A 25,055-nucleotide genomic window follows, 5' to 3' on the forward strand; every position below is an offset into this window, starting at 1 on the left:
CAGCAAGGCAAGGTAAGGCGTAATGACAGATCAAAGGCAATCGGCACGCAAGATCGTGAAAGTGAAGGCGGTCATCGCGATGGAGGGCCAGGCGCCGATGCCGGGGCGGACCTCGGATATCGGTTCCAACGGCGTCAGCATCGCGGTAGCGCATCCGCTGCAGGTGGGGCAGACAGGGCAGGTGGGCTTCGACCTGCTGGTCGAGGGCAAGCTGGCGTCCATCATGGCGCGCGCGAAAGTCATCTATTGTATTTTCAGCGGGGGCGAGTTCAAGGCCGGCTTCCAGTTCCTGAACCTGGACCTGAGCGCCATGGCCCAGCTTTCGCGCTTCCTGCGTTAACTTTCTGCGTTAAATATGACAAGCGGCGAGCGCCCCAAGGGCCTCGCCGCTTCGTTTATCAGGCTATCTAGCCATATACGCTATTCGTGATAGCGGTCCCGCAATTTCCCCGAGCAACCGTGGCCTTCGCAGATGGCCTCGAACACCACCAGTCCTGCGATCCCGGCCATTACTACGCCTGTAACAATCATGCTCAACATGGACCTACAACGCCGTTTGGCGAGTCCTCCCCGATGATTCCGCATGTTTTACGTGCGTGCCATGCTCACGCTGTGCAAGCCCTCCAATCAAGGTCTACACTCTCACGGTAGCAGACCGCGACGTATTTACAAGCGCCCAATTCATTGTTCCGAAACAATAGTTGTATAGACGAGTTTTGCGGGCGAAACCGTCGGCCCGGGCAAATATGACATGCATGACAGCCGTGTCATAAAGCCGTCATATTTGCTCACTACACTGCGCAGCATTAATACCGCATCACCACCCTTAACCAAGTTACCAAGGACTTGATATGCGCATGAAGCAACTGCTGGCAACCATCATCATCGGCACCTCGGCCACCTTCGCGAGCACCGCGGTGCTGGCGGCGGATATCACCGGTGCAGGCGCTACCTTCCCGTACCCGATCTACGCCAAGTGGGCCGAGATGTACAAGAAGGCCACCGGCAATGGCCTCAACTACCAGTCGGTCGGCTCGGGCGCCGGCATCAAGCAGATCAAGGCCAGGACCGTCGACTTCGGCGCGTCCGACATGCCGCTGCCGGCCGACGAGCTGAACAAGTCGGGCCTGTTCCAGTTCCCGGCCATCATGGGCGGCGTGGTGACGGTGGTGAACCTGGACGGCATCGCCCCGGGCCAGCTGAAGCTGACCGGCCCGGTCGTCGCCGACATCTACCTCGGCAAGATCACCAAGTGGAACGACCAGGCGATCGCGGCCCTGAACCCGGGCGTGAAGCTGCCGGCCGAAGACATCACCGTCGTGCACCGCGCCGACGGCTCCGGCACCTCCTTCCTGTTCACCGACTACCTGTCGAAATCCAGCCCGGCATTCAAGTCGAAGATCGGCGCCGGCACCGCCGTGAAATGGGCGACGGGCGTGGGCGGCAAGGGCAATGACGGCGTCGCCGCCAACGTCCAGCGCATCAAGGGCGCGATCGGCTACGTCGAGTGGGCCTACGCGAAGAAGAACAAGATGGGCCACACCCAGCTGAAGAACCACGACGGCGCCTTCGTGCAGCCGGATGACGACGCCTTCAAGGCCGCCGCCGCCAACGCCGACTGGGCCAAGGCCCCGGGCATGGCCGTGGTCCTGACCGACCAGCCGGGCAAGGCCGCCTGGCCGATCACCGGCGCCTCCTACATCCTGGTGTACAAGGCGCAGCTCGATGCCGCCAAGGGCAAGGAAGTGCTGAAATTCTTCGACTACGCCTTCAAGAACGGCGGCGCCGCCGCGGCCGACCTCGACTACGTGCCGATGCCGGCTTCGGTCACCAAGCTGGTCGAAGATGCCTGGAAGGCGAATCTGAAGGATGCTTCGGGCAAGGCGATCTGGTAAGCATGGTCGTCGTTCCCGCCTTCGCGGGAACGACGACCAAGGCAACAAACTGAACGATTACATGAACCAACAAACCGCGATCGCCGCCAGCCAGGCGGACCAGCAGGCAGCCCTGGACGAAGCCAGCGCTGCCCGCCTGCGCAGCACCATGCGCACCCAGCGCATCCAGGATTTTTTCTTCCATAAGATCACGCTGCTGTTCGCTGGCTCCGTGCTGGTGGTGCTGCTCGGGATCATCGTTTCGCTGGCGGTCGGCGCGGCGCCCGCGTTCCGCGAGTTCGGCGCCCACTTCATCGCGCGCAACGAGTGGGATCCCGTCAACGACCAGTTCGGCGCCCTGATCGCCATCACCGGCACCCTGGCGACCTCGCTGATCGCGCTGCTGGTGGCGGTGCCGATCAGCTTCGGCATCGCCCTGTTCCTGACCGAGATCTGCCCGGCCTGGCTGCGCCGCCCGATGGGCACCGCGGTCGAGCTGCTGGCCGGCGTCCCCTCCATCATCTACGGCATGTGGGGCCTGTTCGTGTTCGCGCCGATGTTCGGCGACCACATCCAGCCGCTGCTGAAGAAGACCCTCGGCGTACTGCCCCTGATCGGCCCGCTGTTCCAGGGGCCGACCATGGGTCTCGGCATCCTGACCGCCGGCCTGATCCTGGCCGTGATGATCATCCCCTTCATCGCTTCCGTGATGCGCGACGTGTTCGAGATCGTCCCCGCGGTGCTGAAGGAATCGGCGTACGGCCTCGGCTGCACCAAGTGGGAAGTGGTGCGCAAGATCGTGCTGCCTTACACCCGTACCGGCGTGGTCGGCGGCGTGATGCTGGGCCTGGGCCGCGCGCTCGGCGAGACCATGGCCGTCACCTTCGTCATCGGCAATGCGAACGAGCTTTCGTGGTCGCTGTTCGCCGCCGGTAACTCGATCTCGTCGACGCTGGCCAACGAATTCGCCGAGGCCAGCTCGCCGCTGCACGTGTCCTCGCTGTTCGCGCTGGGCCTGATCCTGTTCGCGATCACCTTCGTGGTGCTGTCGGCCGCCAAACTGATGCTGCTGGGGATGTCCCGCAAAGAAGGAGTGAAGTAATGGAAGGCGCTATGAATCCTGTCTACCGCCGCCGCCTGCTCGGCCACCGCGTCGGCATCGCGCTGTCGGTGCTGGCCATGGCCATCGGCCTGGGCTTCCTGGCCTGGATCCTGTTCACCCTGCTGGTGCACGGCTTCGGCGCGCTCTCGCACACCCTGTTCTCGCTGGACACGCCGGCGCCGGGCAGTGAAGGCGGCATCCGCAACGCCATCGTCGGCAGCCTGCTGATGGTGGGCCTGTCGACCGCGGTCTCGACGCCGATCGGCATCCTGGCCGGCATCTACCTGGCCGAGTACGGCCAGAACAACAAGTTCGCCGCCGTCACGCGCTTCGTCACCGACATCATGCTGTCGGCGCCCTCGATCGTGATCGGCCTGTTCGTGTACGCGCTGCTGGTGCCGCGCATGGGCCACTTCTCGGGCTATGCCGGCACGCTGGCGCTGTCGCTGATCGCGATTCCGGTGGTGGTGCGCACCACCGACAACATGCTGCACCTGGTTCCGAACAGCCTGCTCGAGGCGGCTTTCGCCCTCGGCGCGCCGCGCTGGAAGGTGGCGACCACGGTGCGCCTGCGCGCGGTGAAGGCCGGCGTCGTGACCGGCGTGCTGCTGGCCGTGGCCCGCATCTCGGGCGAGACCGCGCCGCTGCTGTTCACGGCCCTGAACAACCAGTTCTTCACGGCCGACATGAACCAGCCGATGGCCAACCTGCCGGTGGTGATCTACCGCTTCGCCATGAGCCCCTACGAAGACTGGCAGTCGATCGCCTGGGGCGCGGCCCTGCTGGTGACCTTCAGCGTGCTGCTCCTGAATATCCTGTCGCGGACCCTGTTCCGCCAAAAGAGCCCGCAATAATGCGCTTTGACCCGAAACCCATGATGACCCAAGCCGCCGTGAACGCACCCCTGAACAAGCCGAAGACCAAGACCATCGAGATCTCCGGCCTGGACTTCTACTATGGGAAGACCCAGAGCCTGAAGAACGTCAGCCTCGACATCCACGACAAGCAGGTCACGGCCTTCATCGGCCCCTCGGGCTGCGGCAAGTCGACCCTGCTGCGCACCTTGAACCGCATGTACGATCTGTACCCGGGCCAGCGCGCCGAAGGCTCGATCCTCTACCGCGGCCGCAACATCCTGGAGCCGGGCGTGGACGTGAACATGCTGCGCGCCAAGGTCGGCATGGTGTTCCAGAAGCCGACCCCGTTCCCGATGTCGGTCTACGACAACATCGCCTTCGGGGTGCGCCTGTACGAGAACCTGTCGAAGGGCGAGATGGACGAGCGGGTCGAATGGGCGCTGAAGAAGGCGGCCCTGTGGCTCGAGGTCAAGGACAAGCTGAACAAGAGCGGCCTGTCGCTGTCGGGCGGCCAGCAGCAGCGCCTGTGCATCGCGCGCGGCGTCGCGGTCAAGCCGGACGTGCTGCTGCTCGACGAGCCGACTTCGGCGCTGGATCCGATCTCGACCGCCAAGATCGAGGAACTGATCAGCGAACTGAAGGGCGACTACACGATCGCCATCGTGACCCACAACATGCAGCAGGCCGCGCGCTGCTCGGACTACACGGCCTACATGTACCTGGGCGAGCTGGTCGAGTTCGGCGAGACGGACCAGCTGTTCATGAATCCGACCCGCAAAGAAACGCAAGACTACATCACCGGCCGCTTCGGCTGATACGGTAAGATAACCATATAGAACAGGAAACACAGACATGGTAGGCGAGCATTCTTCCAAGCAGTACGACCAGGAACTGGAAGCCATCCGTTCCAAGGTGCTGCTCATGGGCGGCATGGTGGAAACCCAGTTCGACGAGTCGCTCGAGGCTTTCCGGGTCGGTAACGCCGAGCAGGCCGACAAGGTCATGGCCGACGACCAGGCCGTCAACCAGCTCGAAGTCCAGCTGGACGATGCCTGCAGCCACCTGATCGTGCGCCGCCAGCCGGCCGCGAACGACCTGCGCACCGTGATGGCGACCATCAAGGTGATCACCGACCTCGAACGCATCGGCGACGAGGCCAGCAAGATCGCGCGCACCGCCAGGAGCATGCACGAGCGCGGGCTGATCGGCTTCAACCACTACGACATCGTGCGCACGATCTCGCGCAACACCGCCGACATGCTGCATGACTCGCTCGACGCCTTCGCCCGGCTGGACGGCAAGCAGGCCTTGCAGATCATCGCCCGCGACGACGAGATCGATTTCGAGTTCCGCACCATCCTGCGCAACATGATCACCTTCATGATGGAAGATCCGCGCACCATCTCCTCGGCCCTCGACACGCTGTGGGTGGCCAAGGCGATCGAACGCATCGGCGACCACGCCAAGAACATCGCGGAATACGTGATCTACGTGGCCGAGGGGCGCGATATCCGCCACTCGAAGGCGGCCCTGGCCGGCCACGCGGAAGGCTGAGCGGATGGCGTCCAACACGAGTGTCCTGATCGTCGAAGACGAGCCGGCGATCGTCGAGCTGGTGAGCTATTCGCTGCGCGAGACCGGCTGGGAGATCCGTACGGCCGCCAACGTGGCCGCGGCCTGGGATTCGATCGTGCAGGGGCGTCCCGACCTGCTGCTGCTGGACTGGATGCTGCCCGACCAGAGCGGCCTGCGGCTGCTGTCGCGCCTGCGCGGCGACCGCGACTTCCAGGAGATCCCGGTGATCATGCTGACCGCGAAGAGCATGGAAGAGGACAAGATCGCCGGCCTCAACACGGGCGCCGACGACTACATCACCAAGCCCTTCTCGCCGCGCGAGCTGGTGGCGCGCGCCAAGGCCCTGTTGCGGCGCAAGAGCCCGCACCTGGCCGAGGCGCCGCTGTCCGCCGGGCCGGTGACCCTGGACCCGGGCAGCTGTACCGTTAGCCTGGACGGCCGCCAGCTCGAGATGGGAAATGCGGAATACCGCCTGCTGAAGTTCCTGATGGCGCACCGCGAGCGCGTGTTCTCGCGCAGCCAGCTGCTGGACAAGGTCTGGGGCGACGCCTCGGCCGTCGAGGAACGCACCGTCGACGTCCACGTGCTGCGGCTGCGCAAGGCGCTGAAGGAAGCCGAAAAACTGATCAAGACCGTGCGCAGCGTCGGCTACATGCTGACCGAGAAAGAGATGTGAGCCGTGCAAGCCGCTCCCGACGCCAAGCCTGAAGCAAGCCCACCCCAGCCGGCGCCGGCCGGCGTGCATCCGCATTTGCTGTTCTGGGTACCGGCGCTGCTGCGCCTGGGTCTCGTGTTCGCGGCCGCCGGCGTCGCCTGGTGGCTGTTCGGCCTGGTGGCCGGCCTGGCGCTGGCGCTGGCGATCACGCTGGCCCTGCTGGTGGTCCAGCTGGCCTACCTGCACCAGCTCGGCGAATGGCTGGACCATCCGCACAGCAGCCGGCTTCCGGACGGCTGGGGCTCCTGGACCGACGTGTTCGCCCGCCTGTACCGCCTGCGCCGCGACGACGAGCGCCACCAGGACGAGCTGGCGGAATGGCTGGCACGGTTCCGCCAGGCGATGCATTTGCTGCCGGAAGGCGTGGCGATCATGGACGACGTGCTGTTCCTCGAATGGTGCAATCCGGCCGCCGAGCGCCACCTGGGCCTGACCCTGGAGAAGGACAAGGGCCGGCGCGTGACGAACCTGATCCGCCATCCGGACTTCATCGACTACATCATCCTCGGCCGCTACGAGCAGCCGCTGACGCTCGCCTTCCGCGGCCGCAAGCTGGTGGTGCAGGTGATCCCCTTCGAGAACCGCCGGCAGATCCTGGTGACCCATGACGCCACCGAGACCGAACGCATCGAGGCGATGCGCCGCGACTTCATCGCCAACGCCTCGCACGAGCTGCGCACGCCGCTGACGGTGATCGTCGGCTTCCTCGAGATCGCGATGGCCGACCCCGGGCTGGACGAGCGTACCCGCACCGCCCACCTGAAGCTGATGACGGAACAGGCGCAGCGCATGCAGCGCCTGATCGCCGACATGCTGACCCTGTCGCGCCTGGAGTCGGACGAGTATCCGCTCAAGCGCGAGCGGGTCGACATCAAGAACCTGGTGGAGCAGGTGGCGCTGGAGGCGCGCGCGCTGTCCGGCGGCCGCCACACGATCGACTTCACGGTCGACGGCCCGGACGTGATGGGCAGCCTCGACGAACTGCGCAGCGCCTTCGGCAACCTGGCCACCAATGCGGTGCGGTATACGCCGGAAGGCGGCAGCATCAAGCTGGCCTGGGAGCGCGGTGCGAACGACCTGCGCTTCTCGGTCGCGGACACCGGCATCGGCATCGACGAGCAGCACCTTTCGCGCCTGACCGAACGCTTCTACCGCGTCGACAAGAGCCGCTCGCGCGAGACCCAGGGCACCGGCCTGGGCCTGGCGATCGTCAAGCACGTGCTGCTGCGGCATGGCGGCAAGCTCACCATCGCTTCGCAGGCGGGGAAGGGGAGTGTGTTTACGGCTTCGCTGCCGAATACCTCCTTGCCGGGCTAGTCGGCAACAAGCTTGTCCGGACTCGGGTTACAATCGTTTTTTTACCCGATCCAACTACCCCGGATGATGTTGTCCCGACGTTCCATCTTGTTCGCCACGGCCGCTGCCGCGCTGCTCGCCGGCTGCGGCAGCACGCCCACCCAGCCCGCCGCCTCCGTCGCCGCCGCCCCCGCCCCGCAGCCCACGCCCCGCAAGCTCAGGATCGGCCTGGCCCTCGGCGGCGGCGCCGCGCGCGGCTTTGCCCACATCGGCGTGATCAAGGCCCTCGAAGCCCAGGGCATCGTGCCCGACATCGTGGTCGGCACCAGCGCCGGCTCGGTGGTCGGCGCGATGTACGCTTACGGCTACAACGGTTTCACGCTGCAGAAGATGGCCCTGGAGATGGACGAGGCCTCGATTTCCGACTGGGCCCTGCCTTTCTTCAGCAAGTCCCCGGGCGTGCTGAAGGGCGAGGCCCTGCAGGCGTATGTAAACAAGGCCGTCCACAACCAGCCCATCGAAAAACTGAAGATCCCCTTCGGCGCGGTCGCGACCGACCTGAAGACCGGCCAGCCGATCCTGTTCAGGCGCGGCAATACCGGCATGGCGGTGCGCGCCTCGTCGGCGGTGCCGAGCGTATTCCAGCCGGTGAGCATCGCCGGCCACACCTACGTCGATGGCGGCCTGGTGGCGCCGGTGCCGGTGCGCTTCGCCAGGGAGATGGGCGCCGAATTCATCATCGCCGTGAATATTTCGAGCGCGACCGAGGCCCAGGCCACGGCCAGCTCGCTTGACGTGCTGATGCAGACCTTTACCATCATGGGCCAGCGCCTGAACCAGCACGAACTGAAGGACGCCGACGTCGTCATCACCCCGGCCCTCGGGGCAATGGGCAGCGCCGACTTCAATGGCCGCAACCTGGCGGTGCTGGCCGGCGAACAGGCCGCAGCGTCGGTCATGTCGCAGCTGAAGGCCAGGCTCAAGGCCAAGGCTTTGAGCCCGGCTCCCTGAGTCCTTGCCGAGAATTACAACCACCACATAGGAAGACAAGAGATGCAAACCAAGCCTTTTCTGACCCTCGAAGACGCCAAGAAGATGGCCGCCGCCGCGGAAGCGGAAGCCGTCGCCAACAAGTGGAACGTCGTGATCACCATCGTCGATGACGGCGGCCACCTGCTGTGGCTGCAGCGCATGGATGGCGCGGCCCCGATCTCCTCGCAGATCGCCGCGCAGAAAGCCAAGACCGCCGCGCTGGGCCGCCGCGAATCGAAAGTCTATGAAGACATGATCAACAACGGCCGCGTGTCCTTCCTGAGCGCACCGGAACTGCAGGGCATGCTGGAAGGCGGCGTGCCGGTCGTGGTCGATGGCCACACCATCGGCGCGGTGGGCGTCTCGGGCGTGAAGTCGACCGAAGATGCGCAGATCGCCAAGGCCGGCATCGCCGCGCTGAGCGCTTAATTTCTCGGTGGAACGGCAGGTGAATGTAAGGATGTCCGATTGCCGCGTAGGACGATTCGCGCTATAATTCGGAAGTTTATCCATCACTCACCTGCCGTAGCGCTTACCCACTCACTCCTTCATCATAACGACCCGAGCGCGAGCGCAGCAGTACGGCTTTGCCGCTCATGATGGTCGGTCTGACGTGGCGCGGCTACGGCAACCTTCTTGGAGAGTTGCCCTTGCCGCCATTTTTTTCTGGCCCAGCCGTTCCAGCCATCCTGGCCCTCGCAGACGGAACCATTTTCAAAGGATATTCAATCGGAGCCATCGGTCACACGACCGGTGAAGTGGTGTTCAACACCGCGATCACGGGCTACCAGGAGATCCTTACCGACCCCAGCTATTCGCGTCAGATCGTTACCCTGACGTATCCGCACATCGGCAACCAGGGCGTGAACCCGGCCGACGTGGAGGCCTCGAAGGTGCATGCTGCCGGCCTCATCATTCGCGACCTGCCGCTGCTGGCATCGAACTTCCGCTCGACCCAATCGCTGTCGGACTACCTGAAGCAGGAAAACGTGGTTGCCATCGCCGGCATCGACACGCGCAAGCTGACCCGCATCCTGCGCGAGAAGGGCGCCCAGAACGGCGCCATCCTGACCGCCCAGCAGGGCGTGGAGCCGTCGGAAGCGCAGGCGCTCGAACTGGCGCGCTCCTTCCCGGGCCTGAACGGCATGGACCTGGCCAAGGTCGTGTCGGTGAAAGAGCCCTACGTCTTCACCGAGACCGAATGGAAGCTGGGCGAAGGCTTCGGCAAGCAGGACAACCCGCAATTCCACGTGGTCGCCTTCGACTACGGCGTCAAGCGCAACATCCTGCGCATGCTGGCCGAGCGCGGCTGCAAGGTGACCGTGCTGCCGGCCCAGGCCACCGCCGCCGAGGCGCTGGCCCTGAACCCGGACGGCATCTTCCTGGCCAACGGCCCCGGCGACCCGGCCGCCTGCGACTACGCGATCGAAGCGACCAAACAGGTGATCGATTCGGGCATCCCGACCTTCGGCATCTGCCTCGGCCACCAGATCATGGCCCTGGCCTCGGGCGCCAAGACGCTCAAGATGAAGTTCGGCCACCACGGCGCCAACCACCCGGTGCAGGACCTGGATTCGAAGAAGGTCCTGATCACCTCGCAGAACCACGGTTTCGCGGTGGACCAGGAGACCCTGCCGGCCAACTGCCGCGTGACCCACGTCTCGCTGTTCGACGGCTCGCTGCAGGGCTTCGAACGCACGGACAAGCCGGCATTCTGCTTCCAGGGCCACCCGGAAGCCTCGCCCGGCCCGACCGACGTCTCGTATCTGTTCGACCGTTTCATCAGCCTCATGCAACAAGCCAAAGCCAAGACTCAGGAGAAGAAATAAATGCCAAAGCGTTCTGACATTAAATCCATCCTGATCATTGGCGCAGGCCCGATCGTCATCGGCCAGGCGGTGGAATTCGACTACTCCGGCGCCCAGGCCTGCAAGGCCCTGCGCGAAGAGGGCTACAAGGTCATCCTGGTCAACTCGAACCCGGCGACCATCATGACCGACCCGGAAACGGCCGACGTCACCTACATCGAACCGATCACCTGGAAGGCGGTCGAGCGCATCATCGAGAAGGAGCGCCCGGACGCGATCCTGCCGACCATGGGCGGCCAGACCGCGCTGAACTGCGCGCTCGACCTGCACCGCAACGGCGTGCTGGACAAGTACAAGGTCGAGCTGATCGGCGCCTCGCCGGAAGCGATCGACAAGGCAGAGGACCGCGCCAAGTTCAAGGACGCGATGACCAAGATCGGCCTCGGTTCGGCGCGCTCCTTCATCGCCCATTCGATGGACGAGTCGCGCGACGCGCAGCGCCAGCTGGGCTTCCCGGTCATCATCCGTCCGTCGTTCACGATGGGCGGCTCGGGCGGCGGCATCGCTTACAACGAAGAAGAATTCGAAGCGATCTGCAAGCGCGGCCTGGAAGCCTCGCCGACCTCCGAGCTGCTGATCGAGGAATCGCTGCTGGGCTGGAAAGAGTACGAGATGGAAGTGGTGCGCGACAAGGCGGACAACTGCATCATCGTCTGCTCGATCGAGAACCTGGATCCGATGGGCGTGCACACCGGCGACTCGATCACCGTCGCGCCGGCGCAGACGCTGACCGACAAGGAATACCAGATCATGCGCAACGCGTCGATCAACGTGCTGCGCGAGATCGGCGTCGACACCGGCGGCTCGAACGTGCAGTTCTCGATCAACCCGGCCGACGGCCGCATGATCGTGATCGAGATGAACCCGCGCGTGTCGCGTTCCTCGGCGCTGGCCTCGAAGGCGACCGGCTTCCCGATCGCGAAGATCGCGGCCAAGCTGGCTGTCGGCTTCACGCTTGACGAGCTGCGCAACGACATCACCGGCGGCGCGACCCCGGCCTCGTTCGAACCGTCGATCGACTACGTGGTCACCAAGATCCCGCGCTTCACCTTCGAAAAATTCCCGGCCGCCGACAAGCACCTGACCACCCAGATGAAATCGGTGGGCGAGGTGATGGCGATCGGCCGCACCTTCCAGGAATCCTTCCAGAAGGCCCTGCGCGGCCTGGAAGTCGGCGTGGACGGCCTGAACGAGAAGACCCGTGACCGCGAGAAGATCGAGGAAGAGCTGGGCGAGCCGGGTCCGGAACGCATCTGGTACGTCGGCGACGCCTTCGCCCAGGGCTTCACGCTGGAAGAGGTGCACGCGCTGACCAAGATCGATCCGTGGTTCCTCATCCAGATCAAGGAAATCGTCGACATCGAGCTGTGGCTGGATCACCAGAAGCTGGACAGCCTGGACAAGAACGTGCTGTACAAGCTGAAGCAGAAGGGCTTCTCGGACCGCCGCCTGGCCTTCCTGATGCAGACCACCCCGCAGGCGGTGCGCGAGAAGCGCCATGCGCTGGGCATCCGTCCGGTCTACAAGCGCGTCGACACCTGCGCCGGCGAGTTCGCGACCAACACCGCCTACATGTACTCGACCTATGACGAAGAGTGCGAGTCCAACCCGACCGACAAGAAGAAGATCATGGTGCTGGGCGGCGGTCCGAACCGCATCGGCCAGGGCATCGAGTTCGACTACTGCTGCGTGCACGCGGCCCTCGCGATGCGCGAAGACGGCTACGAGACCATCATGGTCAACTGCAATCCGGAGACCGTGTCGACCGACTACGATACCTCGGACCGCCTGTACTTCGAATCGCTGACCCTCGAAGACGTGCTGGAAATCGTCGACCTCGAGAAGCCGGAAGGCGTGATCGTCCAGTACGGCGGCCAGACCCCGCTGAAGCTGGCGCTGGACCTGGAAGCCAACGGCGTGCCCATCATCGGCACCTCGCCGGACATGATCGACGCCGCCGAAGACCGCGAGCGCTTCCAGCAGCTGCTGCAGAAGCTGGGCCTGCGCCAGCCGCCGAACCGCACCGCGCGCACCGAAGAAGAAGCGCTGGCGCTGGCGACCGAGATCGGCTACCCGCTGGTGGTGCGCCCGTCCTACGTGCTGGGCGGCCGCGCGATGGAAATCGTCCACGAGCAGCGCGACCTCGAGCGCTACATGCGCGAAGCGGTCAAGGTCTCGAACGATTCGCCGGTGCTGCTGGACCGCTTCCTGAACGACGCCATCGAGTGCGACGTCGACTGCATCTCGGACGGCCAGACCACCTTCATCGGCGGCGTGATGGAGCACATCGAACAGGCCGGCGTGCACTCGGGCGACTCGGCCTGCTCGCTGCCGCCGTACTCGCTGTCGCAGGAGACCATCGATGAGCTGAAGCGCCAGACCTCGCTGATGGCCAAGGCCCTGAACGTGGTCGGCCTGATGAACGTGCAGTTCGCGATCCAGCAGACCGAAGTCGAGGGCAAGAAGCAGGACACTGTGTACGTGCTGGAAGTGAACCCGCGCGCGTCGCGCACCGTGCCTTTCGTGTCGAAGGCGACCGGCCTGCAGCTGGCCAAGATCGCGGCGCGCTGCATGGTCGGCCAGACCCTGGAACAGCAGGGCGTGACGAAGGAAATCGTGCCGCCGTTCTACAGCGTCAAGGAAGCCGTGTTCCCGTTCGTGAAATTCCCGGGCGTCGACACCATCCTCGGCCCCGAGATGAAGTCGACCGGCGAAGTGATGGGCGTCGGCATGACCTTCGGCGAAGCCTTCGTCAAGTCGCAGCTGGCGGCCGGCATCAGCCTGCCGTCCTCGGGCCGCGTGTTCCTGTCGGTGAAGGGTTCCGACAAGCCGCGCACCGTGACCGTCGCCCGCGACCTGGTGGCGCTGGGCTTCTCGCTGGTGGCGACCAAGGGCACCGCGGCGGTGATCTCCGCCGCAGGCATCCCGGTCACCCCAGTCAACAAGGTGCTGGAAGGCCGTCCGCACATCGTCGACATGATCAAGAACCACGAGATCGCGATGGTGGTGAACACGGTCGAGGAAAAGCGCAGCGCGATCAACGACTCGCGCACCATCCGTACCTCGGCCCTGCAGGCGCGCGTCGTGACCTACACGACCATCGCCGGCGCCGAAGCGGCGGTGCAGGGCATGCGCCAGCTGGACGAGTTGCGGGTCTATGATTTACAAGGCCTGCATAAAACACTAAACTAAGCACCAGGGCAGTACAGTAGCAGCAAGTAATTTAGACCACACAGCTCGCGCGGCGCGCCGCGAGGGCTGTGTGGTTTTCACTTTTCTATACAGATAACCATGAACACTCCATTGACCAAACATGGCGCCGAACTCCTGAAGGAAGAACTGCACCAGCTCAAGACCAAGGAGCGCCGCAACGTGATCGATGCGATCGCCGAAGCGCGTTCGCATGGTGACCTGTCCGAAAACGCCGAATACGATGCCGCCAAGGAGCGCCAGGCCTTCGTCGAGGGCCGCATCGCCGAGCTCGAACAGAAGCTGTCGACCGCCCAGGTCATCGATCCGTCCACCCTCGACGCCGAAGGCCGCGTGGTGTTCGCCTCGACCGTCGACCTCGAAGACATCGAAGGCGGCCAGAAAGTGACCTACCAGATCGTCGGCATCGACGAAGCCGACCTGAAGCAGAACAAGGTGTCCGTCACCTCGCCGATCGCGCGCGCCCTGATCGGCAAGTACGCCGGCGACGTGGTCGAAGTGCAGGCCCCGTCGGGCCCGCGCGAATACGAGATCCTCGAAGTCCGCTACGTCTGAGGCGGGACGGGGCCATGCTGGCGAATGCGCGCCTGGTGCTGGCTGCCCTGTGGGCGGGCAGCGTGTGGGCGCTCAGTTACCTGGCCGCGCCGAGCGCCTTCGCGGTCCTCGACAGCACCCAGGCCGGCAATGTGGTCGGCGTGATGCTGACCCGCCTGGCCTGGCTGTCGATGGTACTGGCGCCGCTGCTGGCGGTGCTGGTGTCGCGCGCCGGCGATCTGGAGCCGAAGCGCCGCCGCCGGCTGTACTGGCTGATCGGCGGCATGCTGGCCTGCAGCCTGGTCGTCTACCTGGGGCTGCAGCCGATGATGGCGGCGATCCGCGAGGCGGCCGGACCGGCCGGGGTGCGGGCGTCGCCGCAGTGGGGCACCTTCGCCGCCCTGCATGGCGCGTCGCAGGTGCTGTACCTCGTCGAGTCCGTGCTGGGAGTCTTCCTGGTCGTGAAAGCACGGTAGGGTGGGCTCTCCGAGCCCACGTTGATGGCGGCAAGGCGAAAAAAAACCGGGAAGGCCCCGGTTGTTTTTCAAGCCGCTCGCCTTTTTACTTGAGCGCGGTTTTCTTGCTGCTGGCCTGGCGCGGCTTGGCGCGCTTGACGTTGCCGCCCTGGGTCACGCGTTCGTTCCCCTTCAGCAGGACCTTGGTGACGCTGGGCTTCTTGGTGCCGCTCGGGCTCGGCTTGACGATGGTGACTTCGCGCATGCCCTTGCCGGCCTTGACCGAACGTTCCTTGACGGCTTCCTTCTTCGGGCGATACAGGACCAGCAGTTTGCCGATATGCTGTACGGGCGCCGCTTCCAGTTCTTCGCAGACCTGCTCGTAGATGGCGATGCGCGCTTCGCGGTCGTCGCCGAACACGCGGACCTTGATGAGGCCGTGTGCGTCCAGGCTGGACGAGATTTCTTTCATGACGGCCTCGGTCAGGCCGGCTTCGCCGATCATGACGACGGGGCTGAGCCCGTGAGCTTCCGCACGAAGGGCCGCGCGCTCGGCCGGTGTAAGTTTGATCATAATGGTTCTTTTTTGATGTACCTAATAAAAGCAGTATTTTACGCGAATGGCCAAGAACAAATTCAATAAAAACTGGATACACGACCACATTAACGACCCGTATGTCAAATTGGCACAGAAAGAGGGTTATCGTGCGCGTGCAGCCTACAAGCTGAAAGAGATCGACGAGGCCGAAAAGCTGATCAAGCCGGGCCAGGTCATCGTCGACCTCGGCTGCACGCCCGGCAGCTGGGGCCAGTACACCCGTCGCAAGCTGGCCGGCGGCGAGGATGGCGGCATCAAGGGCACGATCATCGGCCTGGATATGCTGCCGATGGAGCCGATCGCCGACATGCATTTCATCCAGGGTGACTTCCGCGAGGAAGAAGTGCTCGATCAACTGGCGGCTGTGCTGGAAGGCCGGCAAGCCGACCTGGTGCTGTCGGACATGGCGCCTAACCTGTCCGGGATCCCATCGGCGGATGCGGCGCGCATGGAGCATTTGATCGAAATCGCTATTGAGTTTTCTCAAGCGCACCTAAAGCCCTCCGGCGCATTGTTAGTAAAATGCTTTAAGGACATGGGTTTTACGCAAATACTTGAACTGTTTCGCAAGGAATTCAAGGTGGTCAAACAGATCAAGCCGAAGGCCAGCCGCGATAAATCGTCCGAAATTTTCCTGCTGGGGCGTGGTCTCAAGAATTAATTGGAGATCCAGCCTTGATATTCGTGGGGAGGACCGCACATCAGCAACGGGTGGTGAGTCTGGCGAAGCCGCCTGGCGCTATCCGGTCGGGGCCTGCGATACTTATTCGTGCGCATCGGAAATAAAAAACCGTTATAGTGACGGGATAAAGCTTCAAGAGCGGGCTTCAGGGCGGCTGTGCGTGGCACCGCTTGCTTATTGCGGTAAAATCCGTGTTTGAAACAATGGGAAAAGATGCGTCCGCATCAGAGGAGTTTTCGTGAATAATATGTTTTCCAAATCCGCCATCTGGGTGGTGGTCGCGCTGCTGTTGTTCATGCTGTTCAAGCAGTTCGATAACCACAGCGTAGCGGGCGGCAGCAAGACGATTGCTTATTCCGAGCTGCTCGATGACGTGAAGGCGCATAAGATCAAGGATGTCGTGATCGAGGGTTCCAGCATCACGGCAACCCGCCAGGACGACACCAAGGTGCGCACCACCGCGACCATGCTGGACCGCGGCCTGATCGGCGACCTGCGCGACAACAACGTGCGCTTCGACGTCAAGCCGCCGGAAGAGCCGTCCTTCCTGCAGCAAGTCTTCATTTCCTGGTTCCCGATGCTGCTGCTGATCGGCGTCTGGGTCTTCTTCATGCGCCAGATGCAAGGCGGCGGCAAGGGCGGGGCTTTCTCGTTCGGCAAGTCGAAGGCGCGCATGATGGATGAAACCAACAATACCGTCACCTTCGCCGACGTCGCCGGCTGCGACGAAGCCAAGGAAGAGGTCGCCGAGATCGTCGACTTCCTGAAGGATCCGACCAAGTTCCAGAAGCTGGGCGGCCGTATCCCGCGCGGCGTGCTGATGGTCGGTCCTCCGGGTACCGGCAAGACCCTGCTGGCGCGCGCGATCGCCGGCGAAGCGAAAGTGCCGTTCTTCTCGATCTCCGGTTCCGACTTCGTCGAGATGTTCGTCGGCGTGGGCGCGTCCCGCGTCCGCGACATGTTCGAGAACGCGAAGAAGCACTCGCCCTGCATCATCTTCATCGACGAGATCGACGCCGTCGGCCGCCATCGTGGCGCCGGCATGGGCGGCGGCAACGACGAGCGCGAACAGACCCTGAACCAGCTGCTGGTCGAGATGGACGGCTTCGAAGCCTCCTCGGGTGTGATCGTGATCGCCGCGACCAACCGCGCCGACGTGCTGGACAAGGCGCTGCTGCGTCCGGGCCGTTTCGACCGCCAGGTGATGGTCGGCCTGCCGGATATCCGCGGCCGCGAGCAGATCCTGAACGTGCACATGCGTAAAGTGCCGATCGGCACCGACGTGAAGGCCGACATCCTGGCCCGCGGCACCCCGGGTTTCTCCGGCGCCGACCTGGCCAACCTGGTCAACGAGGCCGCCCTGTTCGCCGCGCGCCGCAGCAAGCGCCTGGTCGAGATGAGCGACTTCGAAGACGCGAAGGACAAGATCTTCATGGGGCCGGAGCGCAAGTCGATGGTCATGCGCGAGGAAGAGCGCCGCAACACGGCCTACCACGAGTCGGGCCACGCGGTGATCGCCAAGCTGCTGCCGAAGGCCGATCCGGTGCACAAGGTCACGATCATGCCGCGCGGTTACGCGCTGGGCCTGACCTGGCAGCTGCCGGAGCACGACAGCCTGTCCGGCTACAAGGACAAGATGCTGGAAGAGATCTCGATCCTGTTCGGCGGCCGCATTGCCGAAGAGATCTTCGTAGGCCAGATGTCGACCGGCGCTTCGAACGACTTCGCCCGCGCGACCAAGCTGGCGCGCTCGATGGTCACCCGCTTCGGCATGTCCGAGAGCATGGGCGTGATGGTCTACGAGGACGATGCCAACGAGGGCTTCTTCGGCGGCTCCGTGAAGACCATCTCCGAGGCCACCCAGCAGAAGGTCGACGCCGAGATCCGTTCGATCCTCGACACGCAGTACGCGCTGGCGCGCCGCCTGCTGGAAGAGAACCGCGACAAGGTCGAAGTCATGACCAAGGCCCTGCTCGAATGGGAAACCATCGACGCCGACCAGATCAACGACATCATGGCCGGCCGCCAGCCGACCCCGCCGAAGTCGGTCCAGCTGACCAAGCGTCCGAGCGGCGGCGACGGTTCGGGCGGCGTGGCCACCAACGCCCCGGCACCGGCCTGATCGCTGGAGTACCTGCCTGAAGGCATTCACGAAAGACACCCTGCGGGGTGTCTTTTTTTCTGCACCAAATTGTTCTTTTACTATGCGTCAGTACTTACAATGCGGCCGTTTCGGCTTCGATCTTGCCCAGTGCCCCTTGGTCATGGGTATCCTCAACGTCACCCCCGATTCCTTCTCCGACGGCGGCCGCTACCAGGGCCTGGAATTCGCCATGGAGCGGGCCGAGCAGATGATCAAGGACGGGGTCGACATCATCGACATCGGCGGCGAATCGACCCGCCCGGGCTCGCCCAGCGTTTCCGTCCCGGAAGAGCTCGCGCGCGTGATGCCCGTCATCTACGCCCTGCGCGAACTCGGCTATGCACTGTCGATCGACACCTGCAAGCCGGAAGTGATGCGCGAAGCGATCATCGCCGGGGCCGACATGATCAACGACATCAATGCCTTCCGCGCGCCCGGTGCGATCGAGGCGGTGGCGGACAGCGATGTCGGCCTGTGCATCATGCATATGCAGGGCACGCCCCAGGATATGCAGTCCCAGCCTGTCTATCAGGATGTGGTGGAAGAGGTGATCGCTTTCCTGCGCGAGCGGGTCGAGGCCTTGCTGGCAGCCGGGGTCGCGCGGGACCGCGTCACGATTGACCCGGGATTTGGCTTTGGCAAGACTGTCGAGCATAATGTCACTTTGCTACGCAGCATTAGTCATATGCAGCGCGAACTGGGCCTGCCGGTATTGGCCGGGCTGTCGCGCAAGTCGATGATCGGCGCCCTGACCGGGCGCCCCGTCGAGCAGCGCCTGGGCGGCAGCCTGGGCGGCGCGTTGGCTGCGGTAGCGCAGGGCGCCCGCATCGTGCGGGTCCATGATGTCGCAGAGACGGCCGACGCACTCAAGGTGTGGAACGCAGCCGTCAATCCTAATTGAATAGAAGAGAACAACATGGCACGCAAATATTTTGGTACGGACGGCATACGTGGACTGGTGGGCGAGGCGCCCATCACCCCTGATTTCGTGATGCGTCTCGGCTACGCCGCCGGCAAGGTGCTGGCCAAAGGGCGTACCGGCGCCAGCGGCCGTCCCAACGTGCTGATCGGCAAGGACACCCGCATCTCCGGCTACATGCTGGAGGCTGCGCTCGAAGCCGGCTTCTCGGCCGCCGGCGTCGACGTGATGCTGGCCGGTCCGATGCCGACCCCGGCCATCGCCTACCTGACCCGCGCCCTGCGCCTGCAGGCCGGCGTCGTGATCTCGGCGTCCCACAATCCCTTCCAGGACAACGGCATCAAGTTCTTCTCCGAGCACGGCACCAAGCTGCCGGACGCCGTCGAACTGGAAATCGAGGAAGCGATCGACCAGCCGATGGGCTGCGTCTCGTCCGAAAAACTGGGCCGCGCGACCCGCCTGCGCGATGCCCAGGGCCGCTACATCGAATTCTGCAAGAGCACCTTCCCGAACGAACTGGACCTGCGCGGCCTGAAGATCGTGGTCGACTGCGCCCACGGCGCCGCCTACGCCACTGCGCCGCACGTGTTCCATGAGCTGGGCGCCGAAGTGATCGAGCTGGGCACCAAGCCGGACGGCTTCAACATCAACGACGGCGTCGGCGCCACCGCGCCCAAGGCGATGGCCCAAGCCGTCGTCGAGCACAAGGCCGACCTCGGCATCGCGCTGGACGGCGACGCCGACCGCCTGATCATGTGCGACGCCAAGGGCCGCGTGTACAACGGCGACGAGCTGCTGTACGTGATGGTGCGCGCGCGCATGGCCACCGGCAAGGTGGCCGGCGCGGTCGGCACGCTGATGACGAATATGGCGCTCGAGGTCGCGTTCAAGGAAATGGACGTCGGCTTCGCGCGCGCCAAGGTCGGTGACCGCTACGTGCTGGAAATGATGCAGGAGAAAGGCTGGCTGTTCGGCGGCGAAGGCTCGGGCCACCTGCTGGCCCTCGACAAGCACAGCACCGGCGACGGCATCGTCTCGTCCCTGCAGGTGCTGGAAGCGCTCCGGCGCGGCAACCAGAGCCTGGCCGATTGCTGCAAGGACCTGGTGCTGTTCCCCCAGACCCTCATCAACGTGCGCGTGCAGCCGGGCTTCGACTGGACCAGGAACAATGCCATCGTTGGCGAGAAGGAGCTGGTGGAGCGCGAGCTGGGCGAGCGCGGCCGTGTGCTGATCCGCCCGTCGGGCACCGAACCGCTGGTGCGCGTGATGGTCGAGGCCAAGGAAGCCGGACTGGCGGAATCGATGGCCAGGCGCATCGCCGCGCGTTTCGAGGTCTGACGGCCTTACATTGACGCCTCAAGGCCGGCGGGGTATGATCGTCTCAATCGGAGTGTAGCGCAGCCCGGTAGCGCACCTGCTTTGGGAGCAGGGGGTCCAAGGTTCGAATCCTTGTACTCCGACCACCGTTTCGAACGCGGGCTGTCCTCGACGGCCCGTTTTCATTTCTCGGACAAACTCTTGTCCGTCTTCTGCCCATAGCTCAGTTGGATAGAGCATCAGCCTTCTAAGCTGAGGGTCGCTGGTTCGAACCCAGCTGGGCAGGCCACCACATTTCCTCCTTGCTAGCGGACGCCGCCACGGCAGCGATCATGTTAGTGTCCATTCCGACAACAACATCGATGGAACACAGGAGGAAACATGCCGTTTTGCCGATCGCCGTGGCCCGCCACCGCAGCGCGCAGCGCCGGCCTCGTGCTGGCGCTGGCCGTCTCGCTGGCCGCCCCCGTACAGGCCCAGGAACAGGCCGCATCCACGACGGGCGGCGAGGTGTTCACGCTCAAGCTGCCGACGACCGCCGTCGCGCCTTCGGAAGCGAACGGCAGCGTGCAGTTCATCGGCACCGCCACGGTCCTGATCCGTTACCAGGGCTTTACCATCCTGACCGACCCGAACTTCCTGCACAAGGGCGACCACGTGCACCTCGGCTATGGCCTCACCGCTGAACGCCTGACCAATCCCGCCATCGAGCTGGACAAGCTGCCGCCGATCGACCTGGTGGTGCTGTCGCACATGCACGAAGACCACTTCGACAAGCTGGTGCAGGAAAAGCTGGCCAAGGACACGCCGATCGTCACCACCAGGGAAGCCGCAGCCGCGCTCAAGAAGCTCGGCTTCACGCGTACCACCGGACTCGGGAAATGGGACCAGGTCGAGGTCGAGAAGGGCGAGGCGCGCCTTCGCATCACGGCTGCGCCCGGTCGCCACGGCAAGGCCGGCATGCAAGCCCTGCTGCCCAGCGTGATGGGCTCGGTGCTCGACTTCGGCCCGGTCAAGGGCGTGCCGAACTACCGCATCTACATCAGCGGCGACACCCTCGTGTACGACGACCTGAAGAACATTCCGCAGCGCTTCCCCGGCATCGACCTCGCCCTGCTGCACCTGGGCGGGACCCGTATCCTGGGTGTGTTCAAGGTCACCATGGACGGCAAGGATGGCGTCCAGCTGCTGCAGATCGTCCGCCCGCAGCATGCGATCCCGATCCACTACAACGACTACGACGTGTTCAAGTCGCCGCTGGCGGATTTCGCGCGCGAGGTCAAGGCGGCGGGACTGGAAGAGCAGGTGAGCTATCTCGCGCACGGCGAGACCTACCATTTCACGCCGAGGGCGCACTGAGGGCTATTCGCGCTCCTGGTTGCGCGGCGCCAGTGTGGCGTCGTCGTCGAAGGGCCAGCCGGTATAGGGCGGCACCACGCGCTGGAACTCGTGCGGCATCGAGATCGGCACCTGCAGGCACACGCTCTGGGTCGGCAGGACTTCCATCCAGTCGCGCACCAGCTCCTTGTAGGCGATCCCGACCGGGCGAATCTTGCGGTCCAGGTCGAACAGGCCGAGCTCGTTCACATTGCCGTTGTTCTCACGCAGGGCGGTGTCCCAGTCGACCTGGTCGGTGAGCGAAAACCAGGTAAAACCCACCAGCGGTACGCCGTTGTTGCGCACGCGGAGCACATTGGCCCATTCCTTGCGCAACCACTGCACCGCCTCGTCGCCGCGCGGACCCTGGCAGAGGTTGGTCTCGGTATGCATTACCGGCAGGCGGTAGCGGTTGTAGTACTGGTGGGTGATGACGGCGTAGCCGAAGATCTCGCCCGCCGAGCGCGTCAGGCCGTCGGCCGAGACATAGTGCTCGTTGGTCTGGTAATAATCGTTGCCCATGATGCAGTGGTGCTTCAGATTATTATTCAGGAAAAAGTGGTACTCATCGCGCGTCATGCCGTTGTCGAGCATGTATTCATACATCTCGGAATCGACGCGCCGGCCATAGTTGAGGTCGAGCGACAGGAAGCGCCGCGAATTGTAGAGCTCGGCCGGCCCGATGGCCGCCGGGCTTTCGGCGTGGAAATACTCGGTCGATTCGCTCTGCACGAACAGGGCGTCCGGACGCACCTTCAGGATCGCATGCATGGCCAGGATATTCGCCTTGACCAGATGCTTCATGGCGGTGATGAAGCTGCGGTCGGTGGTCATCTGCTCGTTCCACCAGCCGTACAGGGCCGAGAACAGGGCGCAGATCGACATCTCGTTGATCGGCGTGTACAGCTGCAGCCAGGGATAGCGCCGTGCGAAGGCGCCCGCGTAGTCGGCGAACAGCGCGGGGAAATCGGGATTCTGGAAGTTCCCGATCCAGTCCGGCACGCCGAAGTGGCACAGGTCGACGATCGACGCGACATTGCGCTGGCGCAGGTCGTTAAAGACGAGGTCGGAAAACTCCCAGTCGTAGCGATTCGGACCGAGCCAGGTCCGGTGCAGCGGCGGACCGTAGCGCAGCACCTTCAGGCCAAGTTCCTGCACCAGCTCAAAGTCGGTGCGCCAATGCTTGTAATGACCGCATTTTTCCAGCTCGTCCATGCGGACGCGTCCATTCTCGATGGTCGGATTGCTGTTTTCGATACCGGTAGCGAAGATAAATCCTGGAGACATCGGCCCGCCTCTCATCCTGAACGCGTCGTTTCATTGTAGCCGGGATCGGATTTGCCGTTCCGAACCGTGCGCGCCAGGCATACTGCTGAGTGATAAGCTATGTAATACTTAGACAATATTTCCTGCTGCCATCAGCATGTCCACGCTTACCGCGATCCCGGCCGACGCCCTGCGCGCGCCATCGAAGCTGGCGCCGTCCAACCGCCGGCTGGCCGGAGGCTTGCTGGTATCGCTGCTGCTGCATGCTCTCCTCCTGTCGCTGCAGTTTGGCATACCGGGGCTGCGGGCCGGCTCGGGCGGCCCCTTGCAAGTGGTGCTGGCGCCGCCGCCCGTGACCTTGCCGGCGGCTGTGTCGGCGCCTGTGTCCATGCCTGCCGTGACGCCGGCGCCGCCATTGCCCGGCGCCGCCATCGCGCCACCGGCGGACGTCGCTCCTGCCTCGAAGACCGAGCCGCCGGCGCCACGCAGCGACCGGCCGCAGCCCCACCGCGGATTCAGCTTGCGTGATCCGGCCCCGGCCTTGCCCGCACCGCCGGCGCCCAAGCCAGTTGCGCCGGCCCGGCGTGTGCTGCGGCGCAGGCCTCGTCCACGTGTTCAGCCGCCGAGGGAAGCGCTGCATACCGAAGTCATCGCCCGCCAGATGAGCGAAGACCCCGGCTTCGTCCTGCCGCAGCCGGAACTCCCCGCATTGACGGACGCACAGGAAGCGCCGACGGAGCCCGAGGACAAGGCCTCGCCCGCGCCGCAGCTCGCGCGCCAGGCAGACGAAGAACGCGCTGCTGCGGAGCGCGAGCGCGAACTCGCCCAGCAGCGGGCGGCAGAGGAAGAGAAGCGGGTGGCCGCGCAGCGGGAAGCCGAGCAGGAACGTGCGGACGAAGTGGCGCGGCAGCAGCTGGCCGGGCAGCGCAGGGCGGACGAGCTCGCGCAGCAGCAGGCGGCCGAGCAGCGCCGCAACGAAGCGCTGGCGCGCCAGCAACAGCAGGAACAGCAGCGCGCGCAGCAACTGGCCGAACAGCGCCGGGCGGAAGAATCGGCCCGTCAGCAGCTGGCCGAACAGCAGCGTACACAGCAAGTTGCCGAGCAGCGCCGCGTCGAGGAGCAGGCCCGTCAGGAGTTGGCTGAGAAGCAGCGCGCCCAACAACTGGCCGAGCAGCGCCGTACGGAAGAATTGGCGCGTCAGCAGCTGGCTGAGCAGCAGCGTGCACAGCAGCTCGCCGAGCAACGCCGCGTCGAGGAGCAGGCGCGTCAGCAGTTGGCTGAGCAGCAGCGTGCACAGCAACTGGCCGAGCAGCGCCAGGCCGAAGAACGTGCCCAACAGGCAGCAGCGCGCCAGCGTGCCGAGGAGCTGGTGCGCCAGCAAGCGGCGCAAGCCGAGGCGGCGCAGCGCCTGGCCCGGCAGGAAACAGCGCCCGCCCAGCCCGCCGCCGGCCTGGGCGGCCCGGCGCGCGCCGACAGCGGCGCAGGTTCCGATCTCGGCGCGAGAACGGGCACGGGCAGCGGACTGGGCGCCAGCGCCGGCTCGCGCGGCCTGCCTGGCAGGGATTTCGGTTCGCGCGCCCGCGAACTGCTGCGCGGTATCGACGTCGCGAAAGCCGTGCCGCCAGTCATGCAGGCCGCCGAGCAGGCCCGGCAGGCCGTCCGGCGCGCCCTGGCCGATGCCGCACGGCGCGACGTACCGCTGCGCCTCTACCTAGACAGCGTGCGCCAGAAGATCGAACGCAACGCCATCGTGGGCCGGATGCAGCTGTCCAGCGGTGCGGTGCACACCGATCCCGTGGTCAGCATCGCCATCCGCAGCGATGGCAGCATCGAGGACGTGACCATCCTCCGCTCCAGTGGACGGCCTGACATCGACGAGGTCGTGCGCCGCATCGTCAACCTGAATGCGCGCTACTCGGCCTTTCCGCCCAACGTTGCCGCCAATTACGACGTAATCGAACTGCGCCGGATCTGGACCTTCACCGAGGTCCTGCGCCTGGTGGAAGAGGTACGCTGACCGTCCGGGGCAGCGCAAAGCGTGCTCACTGCTGACCTGAGCCTGCCGTTTGACGTGCATTAAAGCCATTCCGGGTAGGGGGCTTACCCTGACTCTGATCGCCAGAGGCTGGCAGCACATTCAACGGGCAACAAATGAACGCTTCCACTACGCAATTTCTGGCACGCGCCTGCACCGCCGTGCTGGCGCCTGCATTTGCACTCGTTCTGGCAGGCTGC

General features: G+C 64.6%; 22 protein-coding genes and 2 tRNA genes. 22 read left to right on the plus strand and 2 right to left on the minus strand.

Features of this window, described 5'->3' with window-relative positions; all coding sequences use genetic code 11:
• Positions 1 to 22 precede the first annotated feature (22 nt).
• The 14 genes from AM586_RS25015 to AM586_RS25080 all read left to right on the plus strand — a co-directional run bounded on the left by AM586_RS25015 (position 23) and on the right by AM586_RS25080 (position 14,539).
• Positions 23 to 340, plus strand: a complete 318-nt coding sequence (locus AM586_RS25015) for a PilZ domain-containing protein (protein WP_082439535.1) — start codon at positions 23 to 25, stop codon at positions 338 to 340.
• 511 nt (positions 341 to 851) lie between these two features.
• Positions 852 to 1,895: a phosphate ABC transporter substrate-binding protein PstS gene (pstS, locus tag AM586_RS25020; RefSeq protein ID WP_047822171.1), complete on the plus strand. Its 1,044-nt coding sequence runs from the start codon at positions 852 to 854 to the stop codon at positions 1,893 to 1,895.
• 148 nt (positions 1,896 to 2,043) lie between these two features.
• Positions 2,044 to 2,976 (plus strand): phosphate ABC transporter permease subunit PstC, encoded by a 933-nt coding sequence (pstC, locus tag AM586_RS25025; protein ID WP_229411040.1) that lies wholly within the window; start codon positions 2,044 to 2,046, stop codon positions 2,974 to 2,976.
• Positions 2,976 to 3,830: a phosphate ABC transporter permease PstA gene (gene pstA, locus AM586_RS25030; protein WP_047822173.1), complete on the plus strand. Its 855-nt coding sequence runs from the start codon at positions 2,976 to 2,978 to the stop codon at positions 3,828 to 3,830. Before pstC ends, pstA begins: the two co-directional genes overlap by 1 nt.
• A gap of 23 nt (positions 3,831 to 3,853) precedes the next feature.
• Positions 3,854 to 4,648 carry a phosphate ABC transporter ATP-binding protein PstB gene (pstB, locus tag AM586_RS25035; protein ID WP_373887914.1) on the plus strand — a complete coding sequence of 265 codons (795 nt, stop codon included), beginning with the start codon at positions 3,854 to 3,856 and terminating at the stop codon, positions 4,646 to 4,648.
• A gap of 37 nt (positions 4,649 to 4,685) precedes the next feature.
• Positions 4,686 to 5,387 carry a phosphate signaling complex protein PhoU gene (phoU, locus tag AM586_RS25040; protein ID WP_047822177.1) on the plus strand — a complete coding sequence of 234 codons (702 nt, stop codon included), beginning with the start codon at positions 4,686 to 4,688 and terminating at the stop codon, positions 5,385 to 5,387.
• Between the two features lie 4 nt (positions 5,388 to 5,391).
• A complete protein-coding gene (locus tag AM586_RS25045; RefSeq protein WP_047822179.1) occupies positions 5,392 to 6,084 on the plus strand; it encodes a response regulator in 693 nt (230 codons plus the stop codon).
• A gap of 63 nt (positions 6,085 to 6,147) precedes the next feature.
• Positions 6,148 to 7,440, plus strand: a complete 1,293-nt coding sequence (gene phoR / locus AM586_RS25050; RefSeq protein WP_047822181.1) for a phosphate regulon sensor histidine kinase PhoR — start codon at positions 6,148 to 6,150, stop codon at positions 7,438 to 7,440.
• Between the two features lie 66 nt (positions 7,441 to 7,506).
• Entirely contained in the window at positions 7,507 to 8,430 is a 924-nt protein-coding gene (locus tag AM586_RS25055) for a patatin-like phospholipase family protein (protein WP_047822215.1), read from the plus strand.
• Between the two features lie 42 nt (positions 8,431 to 8,472).
• Positions 8,473 to 8,880, plus strand: coding sequence for a heme-binding protein (locus AM586_RS25060; protein ID WP_047822183.1), 408 nt, complete (start codon positions 8,473 to 8,475; stop codon positions 8,878 to 8,880).
• A gap of 170 nt (positions 8,881 to 9,050) precedes the next feature.
• Positions 9,051 to 10,280 carry a glutamine-hydrolyzing carbamoyl-phosphate synthase small subunit gene (gene carA / locus AM586_RS25065; RefSeq protein ID WP_373887915.1) on the plus strand — a complete coding sequence of 410 codons (1,230 nt, stop codon included), beginning with the start codon at positions 9,051 to 9,053 and terminating at the stop codon, positions 10,278 to 10,280.
• Positions 10,281 to 13,511, plus strand: coding sequence for a carbamoyl-phosphate synthase large subunit (gene carB / locus AM586_RS25070; protein WP_047822186.1), 3,231 nt, complete (start codon positions 10,281 to 10,283; stop codon positions 13,509 to 13,511). It begins immediately after the preceding gene.
• A gap of 99 nt (positions 13,512 to 13,610) precedes the next feature.
• Positions 13,611 to 14,084 carry a transcription elongation factor GreA gene (gene greA / locus AM586_RS25075; protein WP_047822188.1) on the plus strand — a complete coding sequence of 158 codons (474 nt, stop codon included), beginning with the start codon at positions 13,611 to 13,613 and terminating at the stop codon, positions 14,082 to 14,084.
• 14 nt (positions 14,085 to 14,098) lie between these two features.
• Positions 14,099 to 14,539, plus strand: a complete 441-nt coding sequence (locus AM586_RS25080; RefSeq protein WP_047822190.1) for a DUF4149 domain-containing protein — start codon at positions 14,099 to 14,101, stop codon at positions 14,537 to 14,539.
• 85 nt (positions 14,540 to 14,624) lie between these two features.
• On the opposite strand, the gene yhbY is transcribed toward AM586_RS25080, so the two are convergent.
• Positions 14,625 to 15,092, minus strand: a complete 468-nt coding sequence (gene yhbY, locus AM586_RS25085) for a ribosome assembly RNA-binding protein YhbY (protein ID WP_047822192.1) — start codon at positions 15,090 to 15,092, stop codon at positions 14,625 to 14,627.
• Between the two features lie 46 nt (positions 15,093 to 15,138).
• Between yhbY and AM586_RS25090 the strand changes: the two genes are divergently transcribed.
• The 7 genes from AM586_RS25090 (at position 15,139) to AM586_RS25120 (ending at position 21,536) form a co-directional block, all read left to right on the plus strand.
• Positions 15,139 to 15,777: an RlmE family RNA methyltransferase gene (locus AM586_RS25090; protein WP_060566804.1), complete on the plus strand. Its 639-nt coding sequence runs from the start codon at positions 15,139 to 15,141 to the stop codon at positions 15,775 to 15,777.
• Between the two features lie 259 nt (positions 15,778 to 16,036).
• Positions 16,037 to 17,920 (plus strand): ATP-dependent zinc metalloprotease FtsH, encoded by a 1,884-nt coding sequence (gene ftsH, locus AM586_RS25095; protein WP_060566806.1) that lies wholly within the window; start codon positions 16,037 to 16,039, stop codon positions 17,918 to 17,920.
• A gap of 82 nt (positions 17,921 to 18,002) precedes the next feature.
• Positions 18,003 to 18,842 (plus strand): dihydropteroate synthase, encoded by an 840-nt coding sequence (gene folP, locus AM586_RS25100; protein WP_047822221.1) that lies wholly within the window; start codon positions 18,003 to 18,005, stop codon positions 18,840 to 18,842.
• A 15-nt stretch (positions 18,843 to 18,857) separates the two neighbouring features.
• Positions 18,858 to 20,198, plus strand: coding sequence for a phosphoglucosamine mutase (glmM, locus tag AM586_RS25105; protein WP_047822223.1), 1,341 nt, complete (start codon positions 18,858 to 18,860; stop codon positions 20,196 to 20,198).
• A gap of 48 nt (positions 20,199 to 20,246) precedes the next feature.
• Positions 20,247 to 20,323 (plus strand) — tRNA-Pro (locus AM586_RS25110).
• A gap of 66 nt (positions 20,324 to 20,389) precedes the next feature.
• Positions 20,390 to 20,466: transfer RNA gene (locus tag AM586_RS25115), tRNA-Arg, on the plus strand.
• 92 nt (positions 20,467 to 20,558) lie between these two features.
• Entirely contained in the window at positions 20,559 to 21,536 is a 978-nt protein-coding gene (locus AM586_RS25120) for an MBL fold metallo-hydrolase (protein WP_082439537.1), read from the plus strand.
• Positions 21,537 to 21,539: 3 nt separating this feature from the next.
• Here AM586_RS25120 and AM586_RS25125 read toward each other — a convergent pair whose 3' ends face one another.
• Positions 21,540 to 22,841 carry a family 1 glycosylhydrolase gene (locus AM586_RS25125; RefSeq protein WP_047822225.1) on the minus strand — a complete coding sequence of 434 codons (1,302 nt, stop codon included), beginning with the start codon at positions 22,839 to 22,841 and terminating at the stop codon, positions 21,540 to 21,542.
• 136 nt (positions 22,842 to 22,977) lie between these two features.
• Between AM586_RS25125 and AM586_RS25130 the strand changes: the two genes are divergently transcribed.
• The gene (locus tag AM586_RS25130; RefSeq protein ID WP_052233284.1) at positions 22,978 to 24,837 is read left to right on the plus strand and encodes a TonB C-terminal domain-containing protein; all 1,860 of its coding nucleotides are present in this window, start codon (positions 22,978 to 22,980) and stop codon (positions 24,835 to 24,837) included.
• Positions 24,838 to 25,055 lie beyond the last annotated feature (218 nt).

This window comes from Massilia sp. WG5 (assembly GCF_001412595.2).
Taxonomy (GTDB): domain Bacteria; phylum Pseudomonadota; class Gammaproteobacteria; order Burkholderiales; family Burkholderiaceae_D; genus Telluria.